Source organism: Scytonema hofmannii PCC 7110 (genome assembly GCF_000346485.2).
Taxonomy (GTDB): Bacteria; Cyanobacteriota; Cyanobacteriia; order Cyanobacteriales; family Nostocaceae; genus Scytonema; species Scytonema hofmannii.
In genome coordinates this window covers 10381081-10399703 of sequence record NZ_KQ976354.1, presented here as the reverse complement: position 1 = coordinate 10399703, position 18623 = coordinate 10381081, and the positions used below count along the sequence as shown (strand labels likewise).

General features: G+C 40.9%; 13 protein-coding genes. 7 read left to right on the top strand and 6 right to left on the bottom strand.

Going from position 1 to position 18623, the window contains the following annotated elements:
- The first annotated feature begins 6 nt into the window (after positions 1-6).
- The 5 genes from WA1_RS43775 to WA1_RS43755 all read left to right on the top strand — a co-directional run bounded on the left by WA1_RS43775 (position 7) and on the right by WA1_RS43755 (position 6104).
- Entirely contained in the window at positions 7-1020 is a 1014-nt protein-coding gene (locus tag WA1_RS43775; RefSeq protein WP_017744651.1) for a PstS family phosphate ABC transporter substrate-binding protein, read from the top strand.
- A 102-nt stretch (positions 1021-1122) separates the two neighbouring features.
- On the top strand, positions 1123-4767 hold the full coding sequence (locus WA1_RS43770) for a helicase-related protein (protein ID WP_017744650.1): 3645 nt from the start codon (positions 1123-1125) through the stop codon (positions 4765-4767).
- Between the two features lie 133 nt (positions 4768-4900).
- Entirely contained in the window at positions 4901-5119 is a 219-nt protein-coding gene (locus WA1_RS43765; RefSeq protein WP_017744649.1) for a hypothetical protein, read from the top strand.
- A 101-nt stretch (positions 5120-5220) separates the two neighbouring features.
- Positions 5221-5649 carry a Panacea domain-containing protein gene (locus WA1_RS43760; protein ID WP_017744648.1) on the top strand — a complete coding sequence of 143 codons (429 nt, stop codon included), beginning with the start codon at positions 5221-5223 and terminating at the stop codon, positions 5647-5649.
- A gap of 98 nt (positions 5650-5747) precedes the next feature.
- Entirely contained in the window at positions 5748-6104 is a 357-nt protein-coding gene (locus WA1_RS43755) for a hypothetical protein (protein ID WP_017744647.1), read from the top strand.
- Positions 6105-6135: 31 nt separating this feature from the next.
- Here the strand turns inward: WA1_RS43755 and WA1_RS43750 are convergent, their stop codons facing one another.
- Positions 6136-9996 carry a GAF domain-containing protein gene (locus WA1_RS43750; protein ID WP_017744646.1) on the bottom strand — a complete coding sequence of 1287 codons (3861 nt, stop codon included), beginning with the start codon at positions 9994-9996 and terminating at the stop codon, positions 6136-6138.
- A gap of 776 nt (positions 9997-10772) precedes the next feature.
- Between WA1_RS43750 and WA1_RS43745 the strand changes: the two genes are divergently transcribed.
- Positions 10773-11030, top strand: coding sequence for a hypothetical protein (locus WA1_RS43745; protein WP_017744645.1), 258 nt, complete (start codon positions 10773-10775; stop codon positions 11028-11030).
- A gap of 183 nt (positions 11031-11213) precedes the next feature.
- On the opposite strand, the gene WA1_RS43740 is transcribed toward WA1_RS43745, so the two are convergent.
- Positions 11214-11642 (bottom strand): ImmA/IrrE family metallo-endopeptidase, encoded by a 429-nt coding sequence (locus WA1_RS43740; protein WP_017744644.1) that lies wholly within the window; start codon positions 11640-11642, stop codon positions 11214-11216.
- Between the two features lie 79 nt (positions 11643-11721).
- Here WA1_RS43740 and WA1_RS43735 point away from each other — a divergent pair, with 79 nt between their 5' ends.
- Complete coding sequence (locus tag WA1_RS43735; protein ID WP_017744643.1) at positions 11722-12792, top strand: hypothetical protein; 1071 nt, start codon at positions 11722-11724, stop codon at positions 12790-12792.
- A 96-nt stretch (positions 12793-12888) separates the two neighbouring features.
- On the opposite strand, the gene WA1_RS43730 is transcribed toward WA1_RS43735, so the two are convergent.
- From WA1_RS43730 to WA1_RS43715, 4 genes are all read right to left on the bottom strand, one after another.
- The gene (locus tag WA1_RS43730; protein WP_272819354.1) at positions 12889-13341 is read right to left on the bottom strand and encodes a transposase; all 453 of its coding nucleotides are present in this window, start codon (positions 13339-13341) and stop codon (positions 12889-12891) included.
- A 43-nt stretch (positions 13342-13384) separates the two neighbouring features.
- Positions 13385-14920 (bottom strand): anthranilate synthase component I, encoded by a 1536-nt coding sequence (trpE, locus tag WA1_RS43725; protein ID WP_017744642.1) that lies wholly within the window; start codon positions 14918-14920, stop codon positions 13385-13387.
- A gap of 204 nt (positions 14921-15124) precedes the next feature.
- Complete coding sequence (locus tag WA1_RS43720) at positions 15125-15556, bottom strand: photosystem I reaction center subunit II PsaD (RefSeq protein ID WP_017744641.1); 432 nt, start codon at positions 15554-15556, stop codon at positions 15125-15127.
- Between the two features lie 170 nt (positions 15557-15726).
- Positions 15727-17736 (bottom strand): DICT sensory domain-containing protein, encoded by a 2010-nt coding sequence (locus WA1_RS43715; RefSeq protein ID WP_017744640.1) that lies wholly within the window; start codon positions 17734-17736, stop codon positions 15727-15729.
- Between the last annotated feature and the right edge of the window lie 887 nt (positions 17737-18623).

Genomic DNA, 18623 nt, shown 5'->3' with positions numbered 1-18623 from the left:
AAATCAATGAAAAAATTAGTCAATCTGGGTTTTGCATTGGGGGCTTTGGTAATAACAACTCATTACTCCATACCAGTTAGTTATTCACAAACCACGACACAAACAATCAGAACTGATGGTTCTAGTACAGTTTATCCAATAACACAAGCGATCGCAAAAGAATATCAGTCATCCCAAAACAATAAAACACAAGTGATAGTTAATGTTTCTGGTACGAGCGGTGGTTTTGAAAAATTCTGTACTGGAAAAACAGATATTAGTAATGCTTCGAGACCTATTGCCAAGGAGGAGATGGAAGCGTGTAGGAAAAATAGTGTGAGGTATATAGAACTCCCTATTGCTTTTGATGCTCTTAGCGTAGTTGTCAATCCGAAAAATAATTGGGCAAAAGACATTACTGTAGCAGAGCTTAAAAAAATTTGGGAACCTGCGGCTCAAGGAAAAATCACCCGTTGGAATCAGGTACGTGCATCTTGGCCCAACCGGCCTTTAAAATTGTATGGTGCAGGTAGCAAGTCTGGCACTTTTGATTACTTTACTGAAGCAGTTGTTGGCAAAGCTAGAGCAAGTCGTACTGACTACACACCTAGCGAAGACGATGAAGTTTTAGCAGAGGGAATCAGCAAAGACCAAGATGCTTTGGGCTACTTTGGCTATGCTTATCTTGAAAAACATAAGAGTAAGTTAAAAGCGCTAGCTGTTAATAGTGGATCTGGAGCCGTGCTACCATCACGTGAAACCGTGGAAAAAGCTAAGTATCAACCGCTATCAAGACCTTTGTTTATTTATGTCAATCCTTGGGCGGCTGAAAACAAACAAGCGGTTTACCAGTTTGTCGATTTCTATCTGAAAAAAGCGCCTGTAGTATCAGCTTCTGTAGGCTACGTACCTTTACCAGAAGAAGCTTACCGTATCGATTATGTTCACTTCCACAAAGGGAAGGTAGGAACAGTGTTTGAAGGAAAGTCACAGTTCGACCTGACAATTGGGGAATTATTACGGAAACGAAAGCAGTTTTAATTTGATAAGCTTGTTTGTTAAAGCACATAACTGCAAGATCCCCGACTTCTTTGAGAAGTCGGGGATATGAGCGTATATTGTAAAATCTAATCGAATTATTATATGACATTTAACATAGCTGAAGAATTAGGGCGTTTATTTGAAGTCGGATTTAATATTGGAATTCTTGCCTATATAAAAGAGAAGCAAATTAAACACCGTTTTGGAAACTTGTATCTTCAGGAACTCCAGCAACTCAAGTTTCCCAAAATGTTGAAACAAATTGTTAGTAAAACGATTGGTTCTCTAGAAAGAGAGATAGTCCAAAAGTGGAGTGTATTTTTTCTGCAAAAAGGATTTTTCTGCGGATTAAACTTTTTGGGCGAATATATTAGAGCTATAGGCTGGAGTAAGCCAGATAAATTAAAAAATATAGAAATTTTGTATCATCAATGCAAGTTTAGTGGTGATAACAGTATAGGAACTTACGAAAATAAAAATACAGAACAGTGGTTTAAAGAAGTCTTGCGCCAGTTTGACACATTGACAGAAGAAGATATCGATCGCTGTGTTGAACAATATGTCTGGAAGGAACTAGATATGGGCAAAAAAGGGGAGTTTGTCAATGCAGATACTCTCATTTTGCTACGTAACCGGAAGCAGCTAAAAATTGTGTGTGTCGATTTATCTGTTTTTTCTATCAAGACAGAGGAAGAAATCAAAAATTTAGATTATATAGAAATTATCCGACGTTTATTAATTAGAGACGTCAATTACTTACGGTCAAAAAGTGTTTTTTCTCAACTCAGTATAGATACAGAATCTTTAGAATTGGATTTTTCGGAAGATTTAAAGAGCTACTTTACAGCTTTTAAATATAAAGATAAAGAGAGTTCTAAGCTCATTCAAGCAGCAGGTTATCTTCATAGTTTTTATGACTTTCTCAAAGAAAGCCACATTCTTCAAGAAGAAACATCAGTGGTATTGCATGCTGTAGGGTATAGCGATCGCGGATTAAGTACTATGTCTGTCCGCCCAGATAATTTAGCTATTTTAAAAACTTGTTATGAAATTTATAAAAATGATGTCAGTGGGAAAGAAATTAGCACGGCTCGCCTACAAGTTTTAAATCAGATTAAGCGGAGTGCTTATCAAAGCTTTACCAATGGGAAAAACTTTATAGAGCGACTTTTAGAAATTAAACCCAATCAAACAAATATTATTACCCATCAAGAGCAAATCAATGGATTTATCAATTCAGTCGGTCAAGTTCCCGATGAACTGATAAATCAACTGAAATTATCAGGAAGTATGAAATTGAGAGAAGCTCATACGGAACTGATAACAAAAGCACTTGACTCTGATGCTACTTATTTATTTTTAACAGGAAATCCCGGTATTGGTAAAACCACGGCAATTGTAAATTTTCTTAAAAAGCGCATTGATAATGGGTTTCTTTTCTTTTATGTTAGCCCCAGAACACAAGTTAACTTAGATATTATCGAGAAATTTAAAGACAAAGACTCTCAGGAATTATGCGATGATAGAATACTCGCTCTTAATACACATAATACCCTCCTTGAAAATAACTCCAGAGAATATACTGTTCAATACCTTTGGAATCGCAAACAGGGAGATTTTTCCGCACAGTCTGTCAACTTCCGCGATAGAAGAAATCCGACTTTACGCGGACAACGTTCCAACAAAATAAAGAGACAAACAGAGGATGTGCTTCAAGATATGGAGCACAAAGGTAGGGGTGTTTTGAATAGTATTTGCGAAGCAGTATCTACAATGGTAGAACTGGGATATTCCAATAATATTGTAGCTACAGTTGCAATACAGTCTTTAAAGAAAACAATTACAGGTGACACGTTAAAACATTTTGAGAAAATTTTTAGAAGTGCTTATAACAAAAAAGACAATAAAGTTATTCCAGAAAAGATGAAAAGTATTTCTTGGAAAATTAAGCATTTGTTTATTATGATAGATGAAATTACCGGGGATGAAAGTGGAGTAGAGTTTTTAGATGGGGTTAGTAAACTTGTGGAAACGTATAAGTTAATGCTTCCCGAACATGGATTTAATACTAAAATCATTGTAGCTGATGCTTCGATTGTTGATGAAAATATTATCAACCAACATCTTGCTAATAAATCACCTGAACCAGATAAAATATATTTTCGTAAAGCTTCAGATGTGTTTCAAGCTTTGATGTTCAAACAGTTTAAATTTAAAAATTTACCAGCAACTCTTATTAATGCAAATTCCTATCCTGCTCGGAGTTTATCTATTACTTATAAATTAGTCGTAGAATCTTACCAATTTAGTCAGGAGTGTCGTCTTAAACAAAAAAATAATTTAGTCAAAAGCTTGCAACAAGAAATTTTTCAAGATATAAAACTTCTGTTGAGTCGTCCTGATGTCGAGCAAGCGATCGTTTATATTCAAGATAAGCAAAGATTAGCTCAATTAATTGACGGAATTAAAAAACAACAGGAAGATTTTCAGCTATTTCGAGATTACTTAGAAATACACGCTAATATCCCTGAAGAAGAGAAAGAAAAGATTAATAAATATAAAGAGCGTGTCAAAATTGTTTTTATGACAGCATCTGGAAGTAGGGGTCTATCTTTTCCCAAAGCAAAACATATTCTTGTAGAGATTCCTGGCTTTCAGATTGAGAAAAATCTTATGGAAGTCATTCAGGTTATTTATAGAGGGCGTGGAGATGATGAAATAGACAATCAAGACAAGGAACTCATTTTTTACTTAGCAGAACGTTCGGTTTATTATCAAGACGATCTTCAAAATCAACAGTTATCTATACAGGAAAGCGTACTCAATCTTTTAAATATATTGTTAATTTTAAAAGCTTCGATAATGACCAGGATTTTTGGTTCTGGTAAAATTGGTAGAAACCATTTCATGATTATTCCTATTGGTGGTAAATCTGTATTTGCTGTAGGTGGAACTTTTTCAGAGCAAATGGCAAATCTTATCAATGAGCTTAAGCAGGTGCATAGGAAGAATCAGCGCGATGTTTTAGTAGAGAACGTTTACACGCAATTACAAAAATTGTTTAGTCATGCGGAGTTTGTGGTTAGAGATACTACTGAATCTAATTATTTGGATTTTTTATTTTCTAAGCAATTTCCTCAGATTTGTAATAGCCTTGATAAGCTATTAGATTTTGGCAAAATTGAATTGGGTTATATTAGTGGAAGTTTATTGGTAGTTCCTATTCCGGAAAATACTTTAGAGGAAACTTACCAAATGTCACTGCTGGACATTGCTAACTACGCAAATGAAGATTTGTGGCGGAAGATGCAGTACATCAGTCACAGTAAATCTTATCCTGAAAGTTTACAATCTGCAATTAAGGATGCGATTGAGTTAGCGAACAAACTTAGAGATGGTGTAAATACAACACAAAAGTTCGAGCAGGGTAGCAAGTGTTCAGATCGATATTATGCTTTTCCTTTATTTGCGTTTATGAGCGGTAACGCTATGAGTGAATATTTTTCTAGCAATCCAGAAGAACCAAAAGAAGAGTCTTTTCGCGATATTCTTGCTACTTATATTCGGACGCTCTATCCTGTAGGGAATATTTTTCCTATCGGTCATAATTATCAAGATTTTCCTTTTGTTGTATTTAGAAGTTATAGTTTGGAGGAAATGAGGCAAAAGATTTTTACGGATAAATATTTGTTAAGTTCTAATGAGTTAAATGTTCTCAATTTGATTCTTTCAAAAGAAACAATTTAAATAACATTTGTTTGAGGTTGTAACAACGAGAAAGATAAAAGATATTGGAGTTTTTGTGGGTGTAGTACAGTAAGAAATTAAGAACCGCAGATGCACGCGGATGTACGCAGATGAATATGTTTAATGCATAATTTTGATTTTCCAAGACGTGATAGAGGTGGATCGGGTGAGTACAACCCAAATATCTTTGCGACTGGGAGGCGATCTCCCTTCTTCAGAGGAGTTGACACAAACTCTAGGAATTAAATCGGCGAAATTTGTGCGGCGTGGTGAGCGTGTTTCAAAAAAGCGAGTTCAACCTGTCGATCTGTGGATACTCAAACTTGCCCAATTTGATACTGTATGTTTATAATAGTAAATATGTATTATAATTTTGATATAGAATATATTGAGTGTTTGGTTTTAAGTCGTTAAGATCGATTTTAACGGAAAGACCAAACCAAGGAGGGGATTATGGTAAACGTCCATGATGTGGCAGTCTACATTTTAGAGAAAATGGGACCATTGATGGCCATGAAACTTCAAAAACTTGTTTACTACTCCCAAGCTTGGTCTCTTGTCTGGGATGAGGAACCTCTTTTTTCTGAAAAAATTGAAGCGTGGGCGAATGGTCCTGTAGTACCTGCCTTATACAATAGTCATCGAGGTCAATTTAAAGTTTCAGAGTTATCCGAAGGGAATTCTAGCAACCTGACACCAACTCAACGCGAAACTATTGATGAAGTTATCAACTTTTATGGCGATCGCTCTTCTCTGTGGTTAAGTGATTTAACTCACAAAGAAGATCCTTGGATAGATGCTCGTCAAGGATTGATGCTTGGAGAACGTGGGAACAAAGAAATTACCCATGCTGCAATGGCTGAATATTACAGCAGTCTGTAATTTAACGCACTCGTCTTAATAAAAAGCCGAAAATAAAAGTAAATCCCTCTTCTACTAAGCAACCTAAAATAGCTTCCTCACCGACTAGCTATTATAATATGAATCCGTCTTGGCGTATTTCTAGGCTTGAAATGCTCGGTCCCTATGGTTGGCACAAGTTAGACACCGAGACTCTTCTTTATGTTAAGGACAAACTTGCTTCTTTTGAAACTATGACTTGGGCAGAAATTCTGGTGAATAGTAAAAAATTTAACCATTCAGTAGATGTCAATGACTTGTGTTCAATAGCTCAAGCTCGTTTAAGTGAAATTGGACAAGATGATATAGATGAACTTGTTTCACTCCGCCTTTCTGGAAAAGAAAGAGTATGGGGAATCCTCGATCTAGGTGTGTTGACTCTTTTATGGTGGGACCCAGAGCATGAGGTTTGCCCATCTATTCTTAAAAACACATGATACACATTTGAGTTTATAAAGTAGCAAAAATTTAAAGGACATTTCTGTTCAATCTAGCTAACCTTCGGATCGCTTGAACCAGTATTTCTGGAGTTACAGGTTTAGCGATGTGCTCCTGAAAACCCACAGCCAGTGCCTGTTTCTGATTTACCTCTCCCGCATAGGCAGTTAGGGCGATCGCTGGAGTCTTATTTTCTTGTTCTGATTCCAATGCGCGTATCTGACGCATTAACATATAGCCGTCTGTTTCTGGCATACCAATATCGCAGAGTAGAATGTCTGGCTTGAATTGCGCCAGTACTTGTAATGCTTCACGAGCAGATGCTGTTGCAGTAACTTCTGCACCTGCTTGTTCCAAGACAAAAGTGAGAAAATCACGGGAGTCTACTTCATCATCAACCACCAAAACCCGGACACTTGTAAGCGATAAAGTGTCAGGAGCAGCCATGCGGGAGTGATTCGTCGCTGTTCTATCCTTCGGTGTAACACTTTCGGATTTCATCGGCAACCTGACAGTAAAAGTTGCCCCCTGTCCCTCTCCTGGACTGTCTACTGCAACGGTTCCCCCATGTAACTCGACAAGATGACGCACGATCGCCAGCCCTAACCCTAATCCCCCAAATATTCTGGTTGTGGTGCTATCTGCTTGACGGAAATACTCAAACACATACGGTAGAAAGTCTGGAGAAATTCCCTTACCCGTGTCTGTGACTTGAATTTGAGCATACTTTGTCATTTGTCCAGTGTCATTTGTCCTTTGCTCTTTATCTTCTACAGATGACGAATCACCAGTAACCAATAACCCAATCTCTACCTGTCCTCCTTGGGGCGTAAACTTGACGGCATTGGAGAGCAAATTCCAAACCACTTGCTGGATGCGGGCTGAATCTCCTAAAACTTGGAATTTTGGATTTTGCGAAAAGTTGTCAGGAGGCTTTCTCTCGGTAGCAAACTTTTCAAGACGGATTTCGGATTTTAGATTTTCAGGCTGTTGTCCACCAGTTTGTAACTCTAAGAGCGAATCAGTTTCTTTTAATTCCAAATTTAAAATCGTAAATCGCAAATCGATTGATTTGGCTTCTGCTGCTAACCGCACGGTTTCAAGTGCCGATTGAATTGTTGATGCCAGGTTAACGGGAACCATATTGAGGCTGAGCTTACCTTGCAAAATGCGCGAGACATCTAAAAGATCCTCAATGAGTTGGGTTTGGAGTTTAGCGTTGCGCTCAATTGTTTCTAAGGCATAATCTGTTTTTGCGGTATCTAATTTTCCAGTGCGAAGCAATTTAGACCAACCCAAAATCGGATTGAGCGGTGTTCGCAACTCATGGGACAAAACAGCGAGAAATTCATCTTTGACGCGGTTGGCAGATTCCGCTACATTTCTTGCTGTTCGTTCTGCTTCGTAGAGACGGGCATTATCGATGGCGATCGCGGTTCGATGGGCGATGTCTTCTGCCAATGCCAGATCTGCCTCACTATAACGGCGCTCGGATTCAGCCGTGACAAACGAAATTGCCCCTAAAATCTGTCCACGGGCAATCAAAGGTGAGATAATGCTAGACTTTAAGCCCAGTTCGTGCAATATTCGCAAATGTTCAGCGTTTTGAGCCACCATCAGCAATGCAGCATCTGGAATTTCAGTCACCATTTCTGTTTTCCCAGTTTGCAGCACCTTGGGTACTCCCTCCGTCGCGTCGCTTTGTCTGGGATATTGCCGATGAATTTCCCCGACAAATTCTACTTTCGTTGGATCGCGGTGAGCCACTGCAACCCGATGAATCAATTGATTGTTTTGCAGCAGGTCGATCGCACACCAGTCTGCAAAGAACGGCACTACCAGATTCGCAACACTTGCCAGAGTCCATTCGTAATCCAATGAGGATGCTAGTACTGTACTGACTGCTGCCAGAAATGCCGATCGCTGCTGGTCAACTTCTGCTTTGATGCGGGCTGTTTGCTCTTGAACTTGCTGCCGCATTAATTGGGCGCGTTCCGCTTCTGCCTGTTTGCGCTCGGTAATGTCTTTGTTGATACCAATGAAAAAGATGGGATTCCCAGCTTTGTCGTATACGGTTTTGGCTGTTGTCTCGATCGACACTGCCGATCCATCTTTTCGCAGACAGGGAATTTCACCACAAAACTCTCCTGTTGTCTGAATAGACTGAATGATTTCAGCCGTCATCGCAGCTTTAATGTCTGAGCGATGGAGAAAATTAACGGGTTTGCCGATCGCCTCTGCGGCTGTATAGCCAAAGATTTGCTCGGCATTGCCCAGCCAGCGTTGAATCTTACCCTCCAAATCGGTCAACAAAATGGCATCGGGCATTTGCTGCAAGGCAACATCTGAAATCAGTAATTCGGCTTCAGCTTGTTTGCGTTCGGTGATGTCATGCATCACGACGACTGCCCCCTGTTTTTTGCCCTGGCTATCAACGATCGCCTGTCCACTGGCAAGTAGCGTCTTCGTGGTTCTCTGCTTGGGTGCGATCGCCATTTCAACATTCTCGACTGTCTGTCCCTGTAACGCTCGAAATAGCGGAATCTCGTTTTTGGACATCTGCGTTTTGCCATCGGGTAAATACAGGTCATAGTACTCTGCCCATCGATCGGGCGGCAGTGGTTGCTCTGGCAAGCCATGAAATTCTCGTGCTGCTCGATTAAATAGGGTCAAAATCCCCTCGGCATTACACGCTACGATTCCTGCCTGCACATTATCAAGCAGCACTCTGAGTAACTCCTGTTCTTTTTGCAGGGCTGCTTCAGCTTGCTGCCGCTCTGCAATTTCCAAGTGGAGTAATTCGTTTGCTTGAGATAATTCAGCCGTTCGTTGTTCAACTAAGCGCTCCAACTCATACTGGGCTTGTTGCCGTGCTGCTTCTGTTTGCTGTCGCTCCAGTTCGGTGGCGATCCGTAGGGCAAAGATGGTTAATAGGGATTCTGCAAGCTGAACATTTGTCAAAGGTTTGCCATCCATCACGCCTAGTAAGCCGAGGGGTACGCCCATTAAGTCAAAAAACGGAATCGCTACATAGCTTTCCACGTTTAGAGGTTCTAAAAGAGGCGCGTTAGGAAACAAGGCTTGGACTCGATTGGGATAGCAGCACAATTTTCGTTGCTGGAGCACCTCCTTGCAGGGAGTTTCATGCAAAAGATATGCAAAGTTGTCAACGATCTGCCCCTTGGAGTAGACGGCGAGCGTCCGGATTGCTTCCTGGTTATCTCCCTCCACCAGACCAATGTAGGTGTAATCAACCCCCAGCACTTTGCTCAAATGTTGCACTAAAGCAGAGAAAAATGCTTCACCCGTTACAGCAGAAACGCCCTGAGTCACTTCTAGCAACGCTGCATCGATTTGAGCAATTTTACGGGCTGCCAGTCGTAGCTCTAGTTCATCCATCACCATTGCGGCAAGATCCGCGAGGATGGCTGTTTGCTCATTAGTTAAGGTATCACGCGGTTTTGTATCTAACAAACAAAGAGTGCCTAGATTGAAGCCATCTTGGGTAAGCAACGGCGCACCGGCGTAGAACCGCAGCCCCGGTTCATTTTGTACAAATGGATTACAGACGAGACGATTGTCTTGTCTGGTGTCGGGGATGACTAATACCTCGTTAGATAACAGCGCAAAGCTGCAAATAGTCGTATCTCGCTGCACCTCTCGCACATCAAAGCCATAGGACGATTTAAACCAGCCTCTTGATGCATCAACCAGGGAAACCAGCGCGATCGGCACATTAAATAAACGTGCTGCCAAGGAGGTGATGCGATCGAAGGCAGCTTCCGGTGGGGTATCGAGAATGTTGTATCGCCGCAGAGCCTCTAAGCGTTCTACCTCATTTGCAGGCAAAGGGGCAGTTGTTGCAACGGGTTTAGGGGAAGTTTCAGTCATAGACTTTGAGTCAATGGGCGAGTGAGTAGAAGGCTGGAATTGAACCCTTAAACATACTTGAGCATAATATAGGGGTGAATTGTCCTTATTTTATCTTGCACCTGGAAATTTAAATGTCAAATTCATGACTACGTGCTAGGAGAATCATTGGTTCGATATGATGTAAAAGAAAAGACAGGAGTATTTTTGGACTTTGGACAAATAAAAAAGGGTTGCGTTTTTTTGATGCGAACTAAAAAGATAAAATTTTACAGATAAGTATTTGTTAAATTCTAATGAGTTCAATGTTCTCAATTTGATTTTTTCAAAAGAAACAATTTAAATAACATTTGTTTGAGGTTATAACGACGAGAAAGACAAAAAATATTGGAGTTTTGGTTGGGTGTAGTATAGTAAAAATTAAGAACCGCAGATGCACGCGGATGTACGCAGATGAATAGATATTTTATTCAGATAATACTTTTTACGTATAGTGAACTACTTGAATTGGCAGAAGAATTTTTGGATAGATAAATAGATAACATATTTAATGCATAATTTTGATTTTCCAAGGCGTGATAGAGGTGGATAAGGTGAGTACAACCCAAATATCTTTGCGACTGGGAGGCGAGATCCCTTCTTCAGAGGAGTTGACACAAGCTCTAGGAATTCAACCGACGAAATTTGTGCGACGTGGTGAGCGTGTTTCAAAAAAGTGAGTTCAACCTGTCGATCTGTGGATACTCGAACTTGCCCAATTTGATACTGACAGCACTGAGGAAGAGAGAGATAGTCAAATGCTACAAGTTACTACTACGCTACAGAAAATATCATCAAATCTCGCAATACTCGATCGCACTAACTGCAACGCTGATTTGTACATTAGCACTATTCGAGAAGAAGACCAGGGTGGGTTAACATTACCCCCAGAACTGGTTGCGGCTACTGCATCTGCTGGGTTATCTATCCAAATATCCATCCTTGTTATGCTGGATGACTACTTAGAACCAGAACAAGAATCTTCATTATCTACAACGATGGTAGTTGATAGTTAAGCGATCGCACCATCTCCACCTTAATCGAGCAACCGGTAACTGTTGTAATCAAGCGTGGTACTACGTAAAACAAAAACCTGAGGAGCGGTTCCATCATAAAAAACTGACATCATTAACTGACCAAAAATATCTGGCGCATTCGCAGTGATGTTGCTTGTGCTTATCAAGAGGATGGGATCGCGTCTACCTGATTGGTTGTTTCTCCCTACAAGGTGCAGCATCACCCAGTAGAATCTGACGAGAACCAGGAAGAATGTGAATCCAGCCAAGATCTTGTTGTAGGCGGTGTATCAGATTAGATATCGTTACGCCAAGCTCGTCTTTCATTCTATAGAGGTGATGCCAATTTGTTAAATCACGTCCTAATCGTTTTTCTTCCAATATAAACCTAGGCATCAGTAAACAGCTGGCGAAATATTGGGCTTGCCACTCAATTGACTTAGCCTTCTTTTGGCTACCAGCATTACGGCATAAAAATGGCTGTGCTACGGTCTCAAGTCCTTGGTCTTGACGTTTTAAAAATCTCTCTACTTCATGTGGATTGATGTGGAGCACCCAATGTCCAATTTCATGAGCAATTGTCGAAGCTTCAAATCCTTGAGGTAGATTCAAAATCTCTTCATTAATTTCAATTAGACGTTGTAGTGGGAGAATCCTAGCCGCTATTGCTCCTCGATCATCAGCAGGTATTGTGTCCGAAAATCAAGTTGAAGTCAAACGTGAACTAGATTTTTGGTCAGAAACTATCGAACTACAGGGAGAGTTACAACCTGCTGTAACTTTGACGGTTCACAGCAGTATCCTTTACAAAGGTGATTTACAACAATTCTATCTAAATTATCTGGATAGAGATACTCCGGAAAATCTTTTGATTGGCTTGAAAGTTCGAGATAGAGAATTAGGAAGTTACGGTACTATCACTCAGTTACCAGGAACAGTTGGGCAACACAGAGACAGATTAATAAAAAAGGCAACCCGTGAAAGCAGTAAACAATCACTGCGAAATGCTCCAGATGACCAACCTATAGTCACTGTACAGTTCAAGAATAGAGATCAACGTGACTATCCTATGGTGCTTCTACGTCCATGCGTTACAGTTGAAACTGCCGACAAGTTTGATGTTGAATGGGGAAAGTTGCTTAAGGCAACTAAGATTTCTCACAAAGAGCGAACATTCTTCTTAGCTTCTTATAAAGAAACAGTGAAAGATGCACTAGCGGCTTATGGATTTGAGCTAGAGCGAAGTATTAATAGCCGTGACTATCCAAGTTTATTCTGGCAGCCGAAGAAGCCGCTTCAGGAAACTCCTCTACTTTTTGGAAACGGCTTTGTAGGTAAGAGAGATAAATTCCTTGCAGGACTGTCTGAGCATAATGGTGGAGGTGTTTATAAACGTCATGACGATTATCGCGATCGATCAAGATTAATTCGCATTGCGGCTTTACAAATTTGCGATTTGAGCGTTAACTCTTTTTTAGAGAGCATAAAGCAACGCCTGAAAAGCTATGGATTTAACAGTGATATTGTTACTATAAAAGCATTATCAGTTAGCAACTTGAGTGGAACTGATGCCAGAGCCGAAGTCGATAAAGCTGTTGATGATTTAATTACAGTTCCACCAGATATAGTTTTGACATTTTTACCTCAAAGCGATCGCAATACTGATGATGAAGAGGGTGGCAGTCAAGCGATTGAAATTCAAGAGCAAATCAACCAGTACTTAAAACAGCTATCTCTAGTACAGTACGGCGTAAATAACTAGACCATTAAATAGCCAGTACTTTACCCTTGTATGTCCACTTGAAAGGTTTCGCCATTGTTTGGTTAAAATAGTCAATAAAATTAAGTATTCGAGTTTTCAAATCATCCTGACTGACAAAACTTGCTCTTCTGAGTAACTTGCGCTCCCATAATACGCGCACCAAATCTCAATTTGATTCAGCCAAGAGCAGTGTTTGGGAGTGTAATGAAAAACAATTCGATGTGTTGGCTCGCTCAAAAAAGCAGCACGGGATTTCATAGATTTGAGTATCCCGCTTTTTCCTTTGACACCCAAGTCAATATTCAAACCTTCGTTTTCTGCAACAAAACGAACCAAGGATTCCGACTGATGAGTATTTAGACAATCCATAACTAAGTGCCATTTTGTCGCATTCGGATCGGTTTCAATCAAGCGACGAATATTTTGGACAAAATCAACTTCTGTTCTGGAGTCTCCACATGTTGGCTCAACAATCTTGCCAGTCACAACATCAAAATTCGCGATTAAACTCTGTGTGCAATTCGCTTGGATGTATGAGATACAACTCATCAGCGTTTATCAGCGTTCATCTGCGGTTCCTAAACTCTCAAGTTTACCTCAAACAGCGAATAGCCTCTAAAAGACCTCTCGACTTATTCAACGTCTCCTCATATTCCTTTTCCGGATCGGAATCAGCAACCAAACCAGCACCTGCTTGCACGCTTACCATATTATTCCGAACCACCATTGTCCGAATTGCGATCGCACTATTCAATTGTCCCTCAAAATCATAATATCCGTAAACACCAGAGTAGACACCACGACGGCTGGGTTCCAACTCATAAATAATTTCCATTGCGCGAATTTTAGGTGCGCCACTGACTGTTCCTGCAGGAAAGCAAGCTTTCAGTAAATCCCATGCAGTTTTTCCTGGCGCAAGTTTACCCACAACATTACTCACAATATGCATCACGTGAGAGTAACGCTCAACTACCATCAGTTCATCAACTCTCACAGTTCCACTTTGACAAACTCGCCCCAAATCATTCCGCCCCAAATCGACAAGCATGACGTGTTCGGCAATTTCCTTGGGGTCTTGGAGTAAGTCAAGAGCATTTGCTGCATCTTCTTGGGGCGTTTTACCTCGCGGACGCGTTCCAGCAATAGGACGTACAGTCGCAATCTCCTTCCCTTCAGCATCCAGTTCTGCTTTTACCATTACTTCCGGGCTAGAACCGATGATTTGCCAATCCTGAAAGTTAAAATACGTCATGTAAGGCGAAGGATTGATTTGCCGAAGCGATCGATAAAGAGAAAAGGGGTCGCCAGTATATTCTGTTGTCAATCTTTGAGAAATAACGACTTGAAAAATATCTCCTGCTTTGATATAGTCCTTTGCCTTTTCAACATTGGCACAAAAGCTCGATCGCGTAAAGTTACTTTTATACTCCTCTATTCCCGTTCCTTTCCCCGATTTGTTTGTTTCTGGTGGCGTCCATTCTAGAATAGTTTTCTGCGGCGACACGGGCAAAGAGAGCTTGCTAACCATATCAGTTACGCGATCGCACGCTTTTTGATACACCTGTTCTAATGAATTTCCATTCTTGGTTTCTACATCACGCAAGTCAGCATAGGCGATCGCCCAAATTTTCCGTTTCACCTGGTCAAAAATCAACAGGCTGTCCACCTGCATCCACAATCCATCTGGAATATTTCTTTCATCTTGTGGATGAATTGGGACTCTTGGTTCTATCCAATGAATCAATTCATAGCCCCAAAAACCAAACAAACCTCCAATCCCTGGAGGTAATTGAGGTAATTTCACTGGTTTATAAGGTTCCAAGCAAGCTTGCAAAGCTGCAAAGGGGTCACCTTCATAAACTTCCTGAGAACCATTGCGGTGTTTTTGAGTGACGCAATCCCCTCTTGCTTCTAAAACCCACAACGGATCGCAACCCACAAAGCTATACCGTCCGAGCTTTTCTCCACCTTCAACAGATTCCAGCAAAAAGCTATAAGGTTGACCCGCGCATACTTTGTACCAAGCAGACACTGGTGTATCGAGGTCTGCTACCCATTCTTGGTAAACCGGAACAAAATTGCCCTCTTTAGCTAACTCAGAAAACTCGGAGAATTCTGGGAAAATCATATACCATTTTGGATTTTAGATTTTGGATTTTGGATTGAAAATGCCTTGCTTAGACTTAATCTCACCCAACTATCTGTCGTATTTTTTTTTCAAATTGGTATTAGCAGTTATTAGTTAGTGGTTAGTGGTTAATGGTTAGTGGTTGATAGTTGATTGTTACTACTACTAACTACTAACTACTAACTACTAACCACTAACAATTAACTATGAATTGGGAGCATCATAGGTAGCTGTACCGCTAAATTTAACTTGAGCGGGGCTGGGATTTTCGCCGATGCTACGGTCTACATAACGAACTTTTTCACGACCTTGGTTTACTTTTTCTGGGAAGACACCATCGGCTGGGTGAATATACTGAATTTCTCCGTTGGGGAAGATCCGATAGACTTTGTAGTCTGTGATTTTCAACTTCCGGAGTACTTGACCGCCCAGATAGATGCCATACTCTTTGCGAGCTATATATAGTAGGTTCTCTCCTTGGCGCATGATAGCAGTACCACCAGTGGGTAGTTCAAAGGGCTGTTCCTTGGGGCTAGTCCAAGTAATAGCGTACTTTTCTTCTACGTCTGCTTTTTTGAGCAAGCCGCCAGTGTAGCCACCAAAAACGGGAGTTTGTCCAGAAAGTGTTTCCGCCATAGAGTTCTCTCTCAACGTTTTTAGGGCATACTATCACCGCAGCTAGCCTTATATTGCGATTACGTCATAGACTGTAACAGTTGTTAGTAAGAAGGGAGTGGGGAGTAGGGAATAGGGAGTAGGGAAGAGCGAACAACCCTACTCCCCACTCACCACTCCCCATTCCCCTTTTATTTACTCTTGACTTTTGACGGTTTTTGTTCTTGGCTGTTCTCAATAATGGGTATGGTAAAGTGAAACTGACTGCCTTTGTTTTTGCCGCTGGATTCTGCCCAAATTTCTCCGCCCCAACCATTGACAATTTGACGGCAAATTGCTAAGCCCAGACCCGTTCCTCCTGCAGTACGCCGCAATGCCCCTTCTTCTTGGTAAAATCGGTCAAATACAATTTCTAAACGATTCTGTTCAATCCCTCGCCCGGTATCAGCCACTGTAACTTCAACCATTTTTTGATTGTTGCGCTCAGCCTTAACCGTGATTTTCCCATCCACAGGTGTAAATTTACACGCATTATCTATCAGTTTTGCTAATACTTCCACCAGCCAATCTCCATCAGCTTTAACTAGGGGTAGGCTTTGTGCAATCTGAGTTTTAATTGTGGGTGTATTTTCATTGTCGAAGCGACTGCGGATGCGGCTTAAGGCTAAATCAACGCACTCCTGTAAAGGGAGTGATTCGGGATGCCACTCTACCCGTCCGCTTTCTAAGTTTGAAAGAGTCAGGAAATCTTGTATCAGTTTTCGCATTCTTTCTGAGTCAGAAAGCGCTGTGTTGAGCATTACTTGTCGCAACTCTAAAGGCATATCTGGCTCGGTGGCAAGGCTTTCCAAGCATACCTGTATTGTGGATAAGGGAGTCCGGAGTTCGTGACCGGTGATTGCAATCAAATTACTGCGCGTGCGATCGAGGGCTTCTAACTGCTGGTTCAGTTCCTCTAAGTTGGCGTATGCTTCTGCTTGGATAAGAGCAACTCCTACTTGTGTTGCGATCGCTTCCACCAAATCAAAATCTCCAGTTTGCCAATCGTGTATAGTTTCTTTACAATAATGTAGCTCAACAATACCTAACAACCGCCCCTGGTAGAACACGGGTTCCATCAGCCAAGAAAGAATTCCGTGTTTTTTAACGAGTTTTGAAAGTGCTTTGGAACTACTAATATAAGAATCAGTTCGAGTATCTGTAACAAAAATACCATCGTTTTGCAGTACGACTTCCCGGAACAGGAGGTTGTTTTCCAAAGGCCAAGGTTTTCCTAAAAGCGATGGTGCTCCAGGACTTAAAAACTCATGTTCTATTTTGGCTTGGACATCTGTTGCTTGAGCGCGGTAAATTAAACAACGACAAGCGTCTAAATTTTGTCCCAATTCTTCGGCAGCGACTTTGAGAATTTCTTGAGGATTGAGCGATCGCCTAATAGCAGTACCAATAGAATTGACCAATCGCTCTTTTCGTGCTTGAGCTGAAATAGAACGATAAGCTTTGTGTAATTTATACTGACTTGCTTGTAAGTACGTCACCAAGCGTTGAACAAAGGGGTCTGTATCGATGTTACAAGCATATTCGCTACTTTGCGCGGCGGTGACTTCGCTCTTGTCCTCTCCCAACCCAAATCTTTGACGTGCTTGTTCAACTTTGTCAAATAGTTCCGGTCTGTATTCCAAAATTCTGTTTAGTAACAACTCAGCTGCTTTGAGACTCACACCTCGTTCTGCTGTCCAAATTCCTTCAAACCTCCGCGCTGCATCCGTGTCCAAAGAAGGACTGCTCTCTCGCAGTTTTTTGTTTTTAGTTATGGAACCAACGCTTTCTCGACAAACCAGACAAGTCGCGTAGTTTTGAGCAATGACCACTAAATGCCACTCTTGACTCAAAGCATCTTCTGGTTCAAAGGCAATTTTCTCATAATGTTCCGAGCTATTGGTGAAATCCGTTTCTGGTGCTGATAGTACGTATATTTGATTGCTTCGCTGAGATAGCCTCTGATACCGATGAGCTTCTTGGCGGTAAAATCGCTCTCGCTGGAAGCTAGCGATCACTAAAGGCTGCTCTAAAGTCGCCGCCAAAATTTGATCTTCCATCGCATGGGAGAGCGCCGTTAAGGAAGCTTTAAAATATATCTGGGGCCGCAGGTAGGGTAGAGCCTGTAGCAATTCACTCAGCATGGAAGTCGAAATGCTCATCAATGTCTTTTGGTAGCCACAATCTCAGATAAAATCCATGTCACAGCTGATTGTACAAATTACAACGGACTCTTTAGTTAATAAGATGGTTGCAATATGTAAAGAATTGTGAAACTCCTCTCAATTAAAAAATAAGGAGCGGGCTGTGGGGTATAGGGAATGGGTCTTCAAGATATGGAGAAGACGCTTGCCACAACCATTGTACGTTGTAGTTATTCATCGGCTGATATTGGGAGGTTTCAATAATAGCTGACTTGCATAATCTAATATAGTTCACCAAGCTCTACTTTAGGTAGTGGTGAGTGGTTAAACGAGGGTGGTGTGTCCTCCGGCTATGGTGGACAATGCTCACCCTGCGTGTATTTCAAATGTCAAAATATGTAATTGAGTTAGCAGTTTTGTTACTAAAAAAAATATATTTATTCTTTTTTAGCACATTTAAAAAAAATCTACTTAATATGTTAGAGATAAGTTAGAGAAAAGTTCAAATCTTATTGTTTGAGGTTATGTTTGAGTCTATTCTGAGGTATATTCACATTTTCAGAGGGAACAGGGAACAGAGAAACGAGAACAGGGAAATAAACACTTAAAAGTGCTGGTTTAAAAAAAGGTATTTTTCTTAGGGATTCGCTCTTGAGAGAAAAACATCTTTTTTTAAAGTGGGCGCTACTCCCACAACGCGCATTTTTTTAAAAGCGAACAAAGAACAGGGACTCCCCTGTTCCCTAGTTTTGTAAGAAATAAATATTTATAAAGATTTGATGTTGTGAGTTAGATCCATACCCTGTAACCGGGTGTATGCGATTATTATCTTTGCTCAGTGGCTCAAATCAGTTCGGATTGACGTCTTTTTTCCTGTTGACGCTGATGCGATAAGCACTATGATC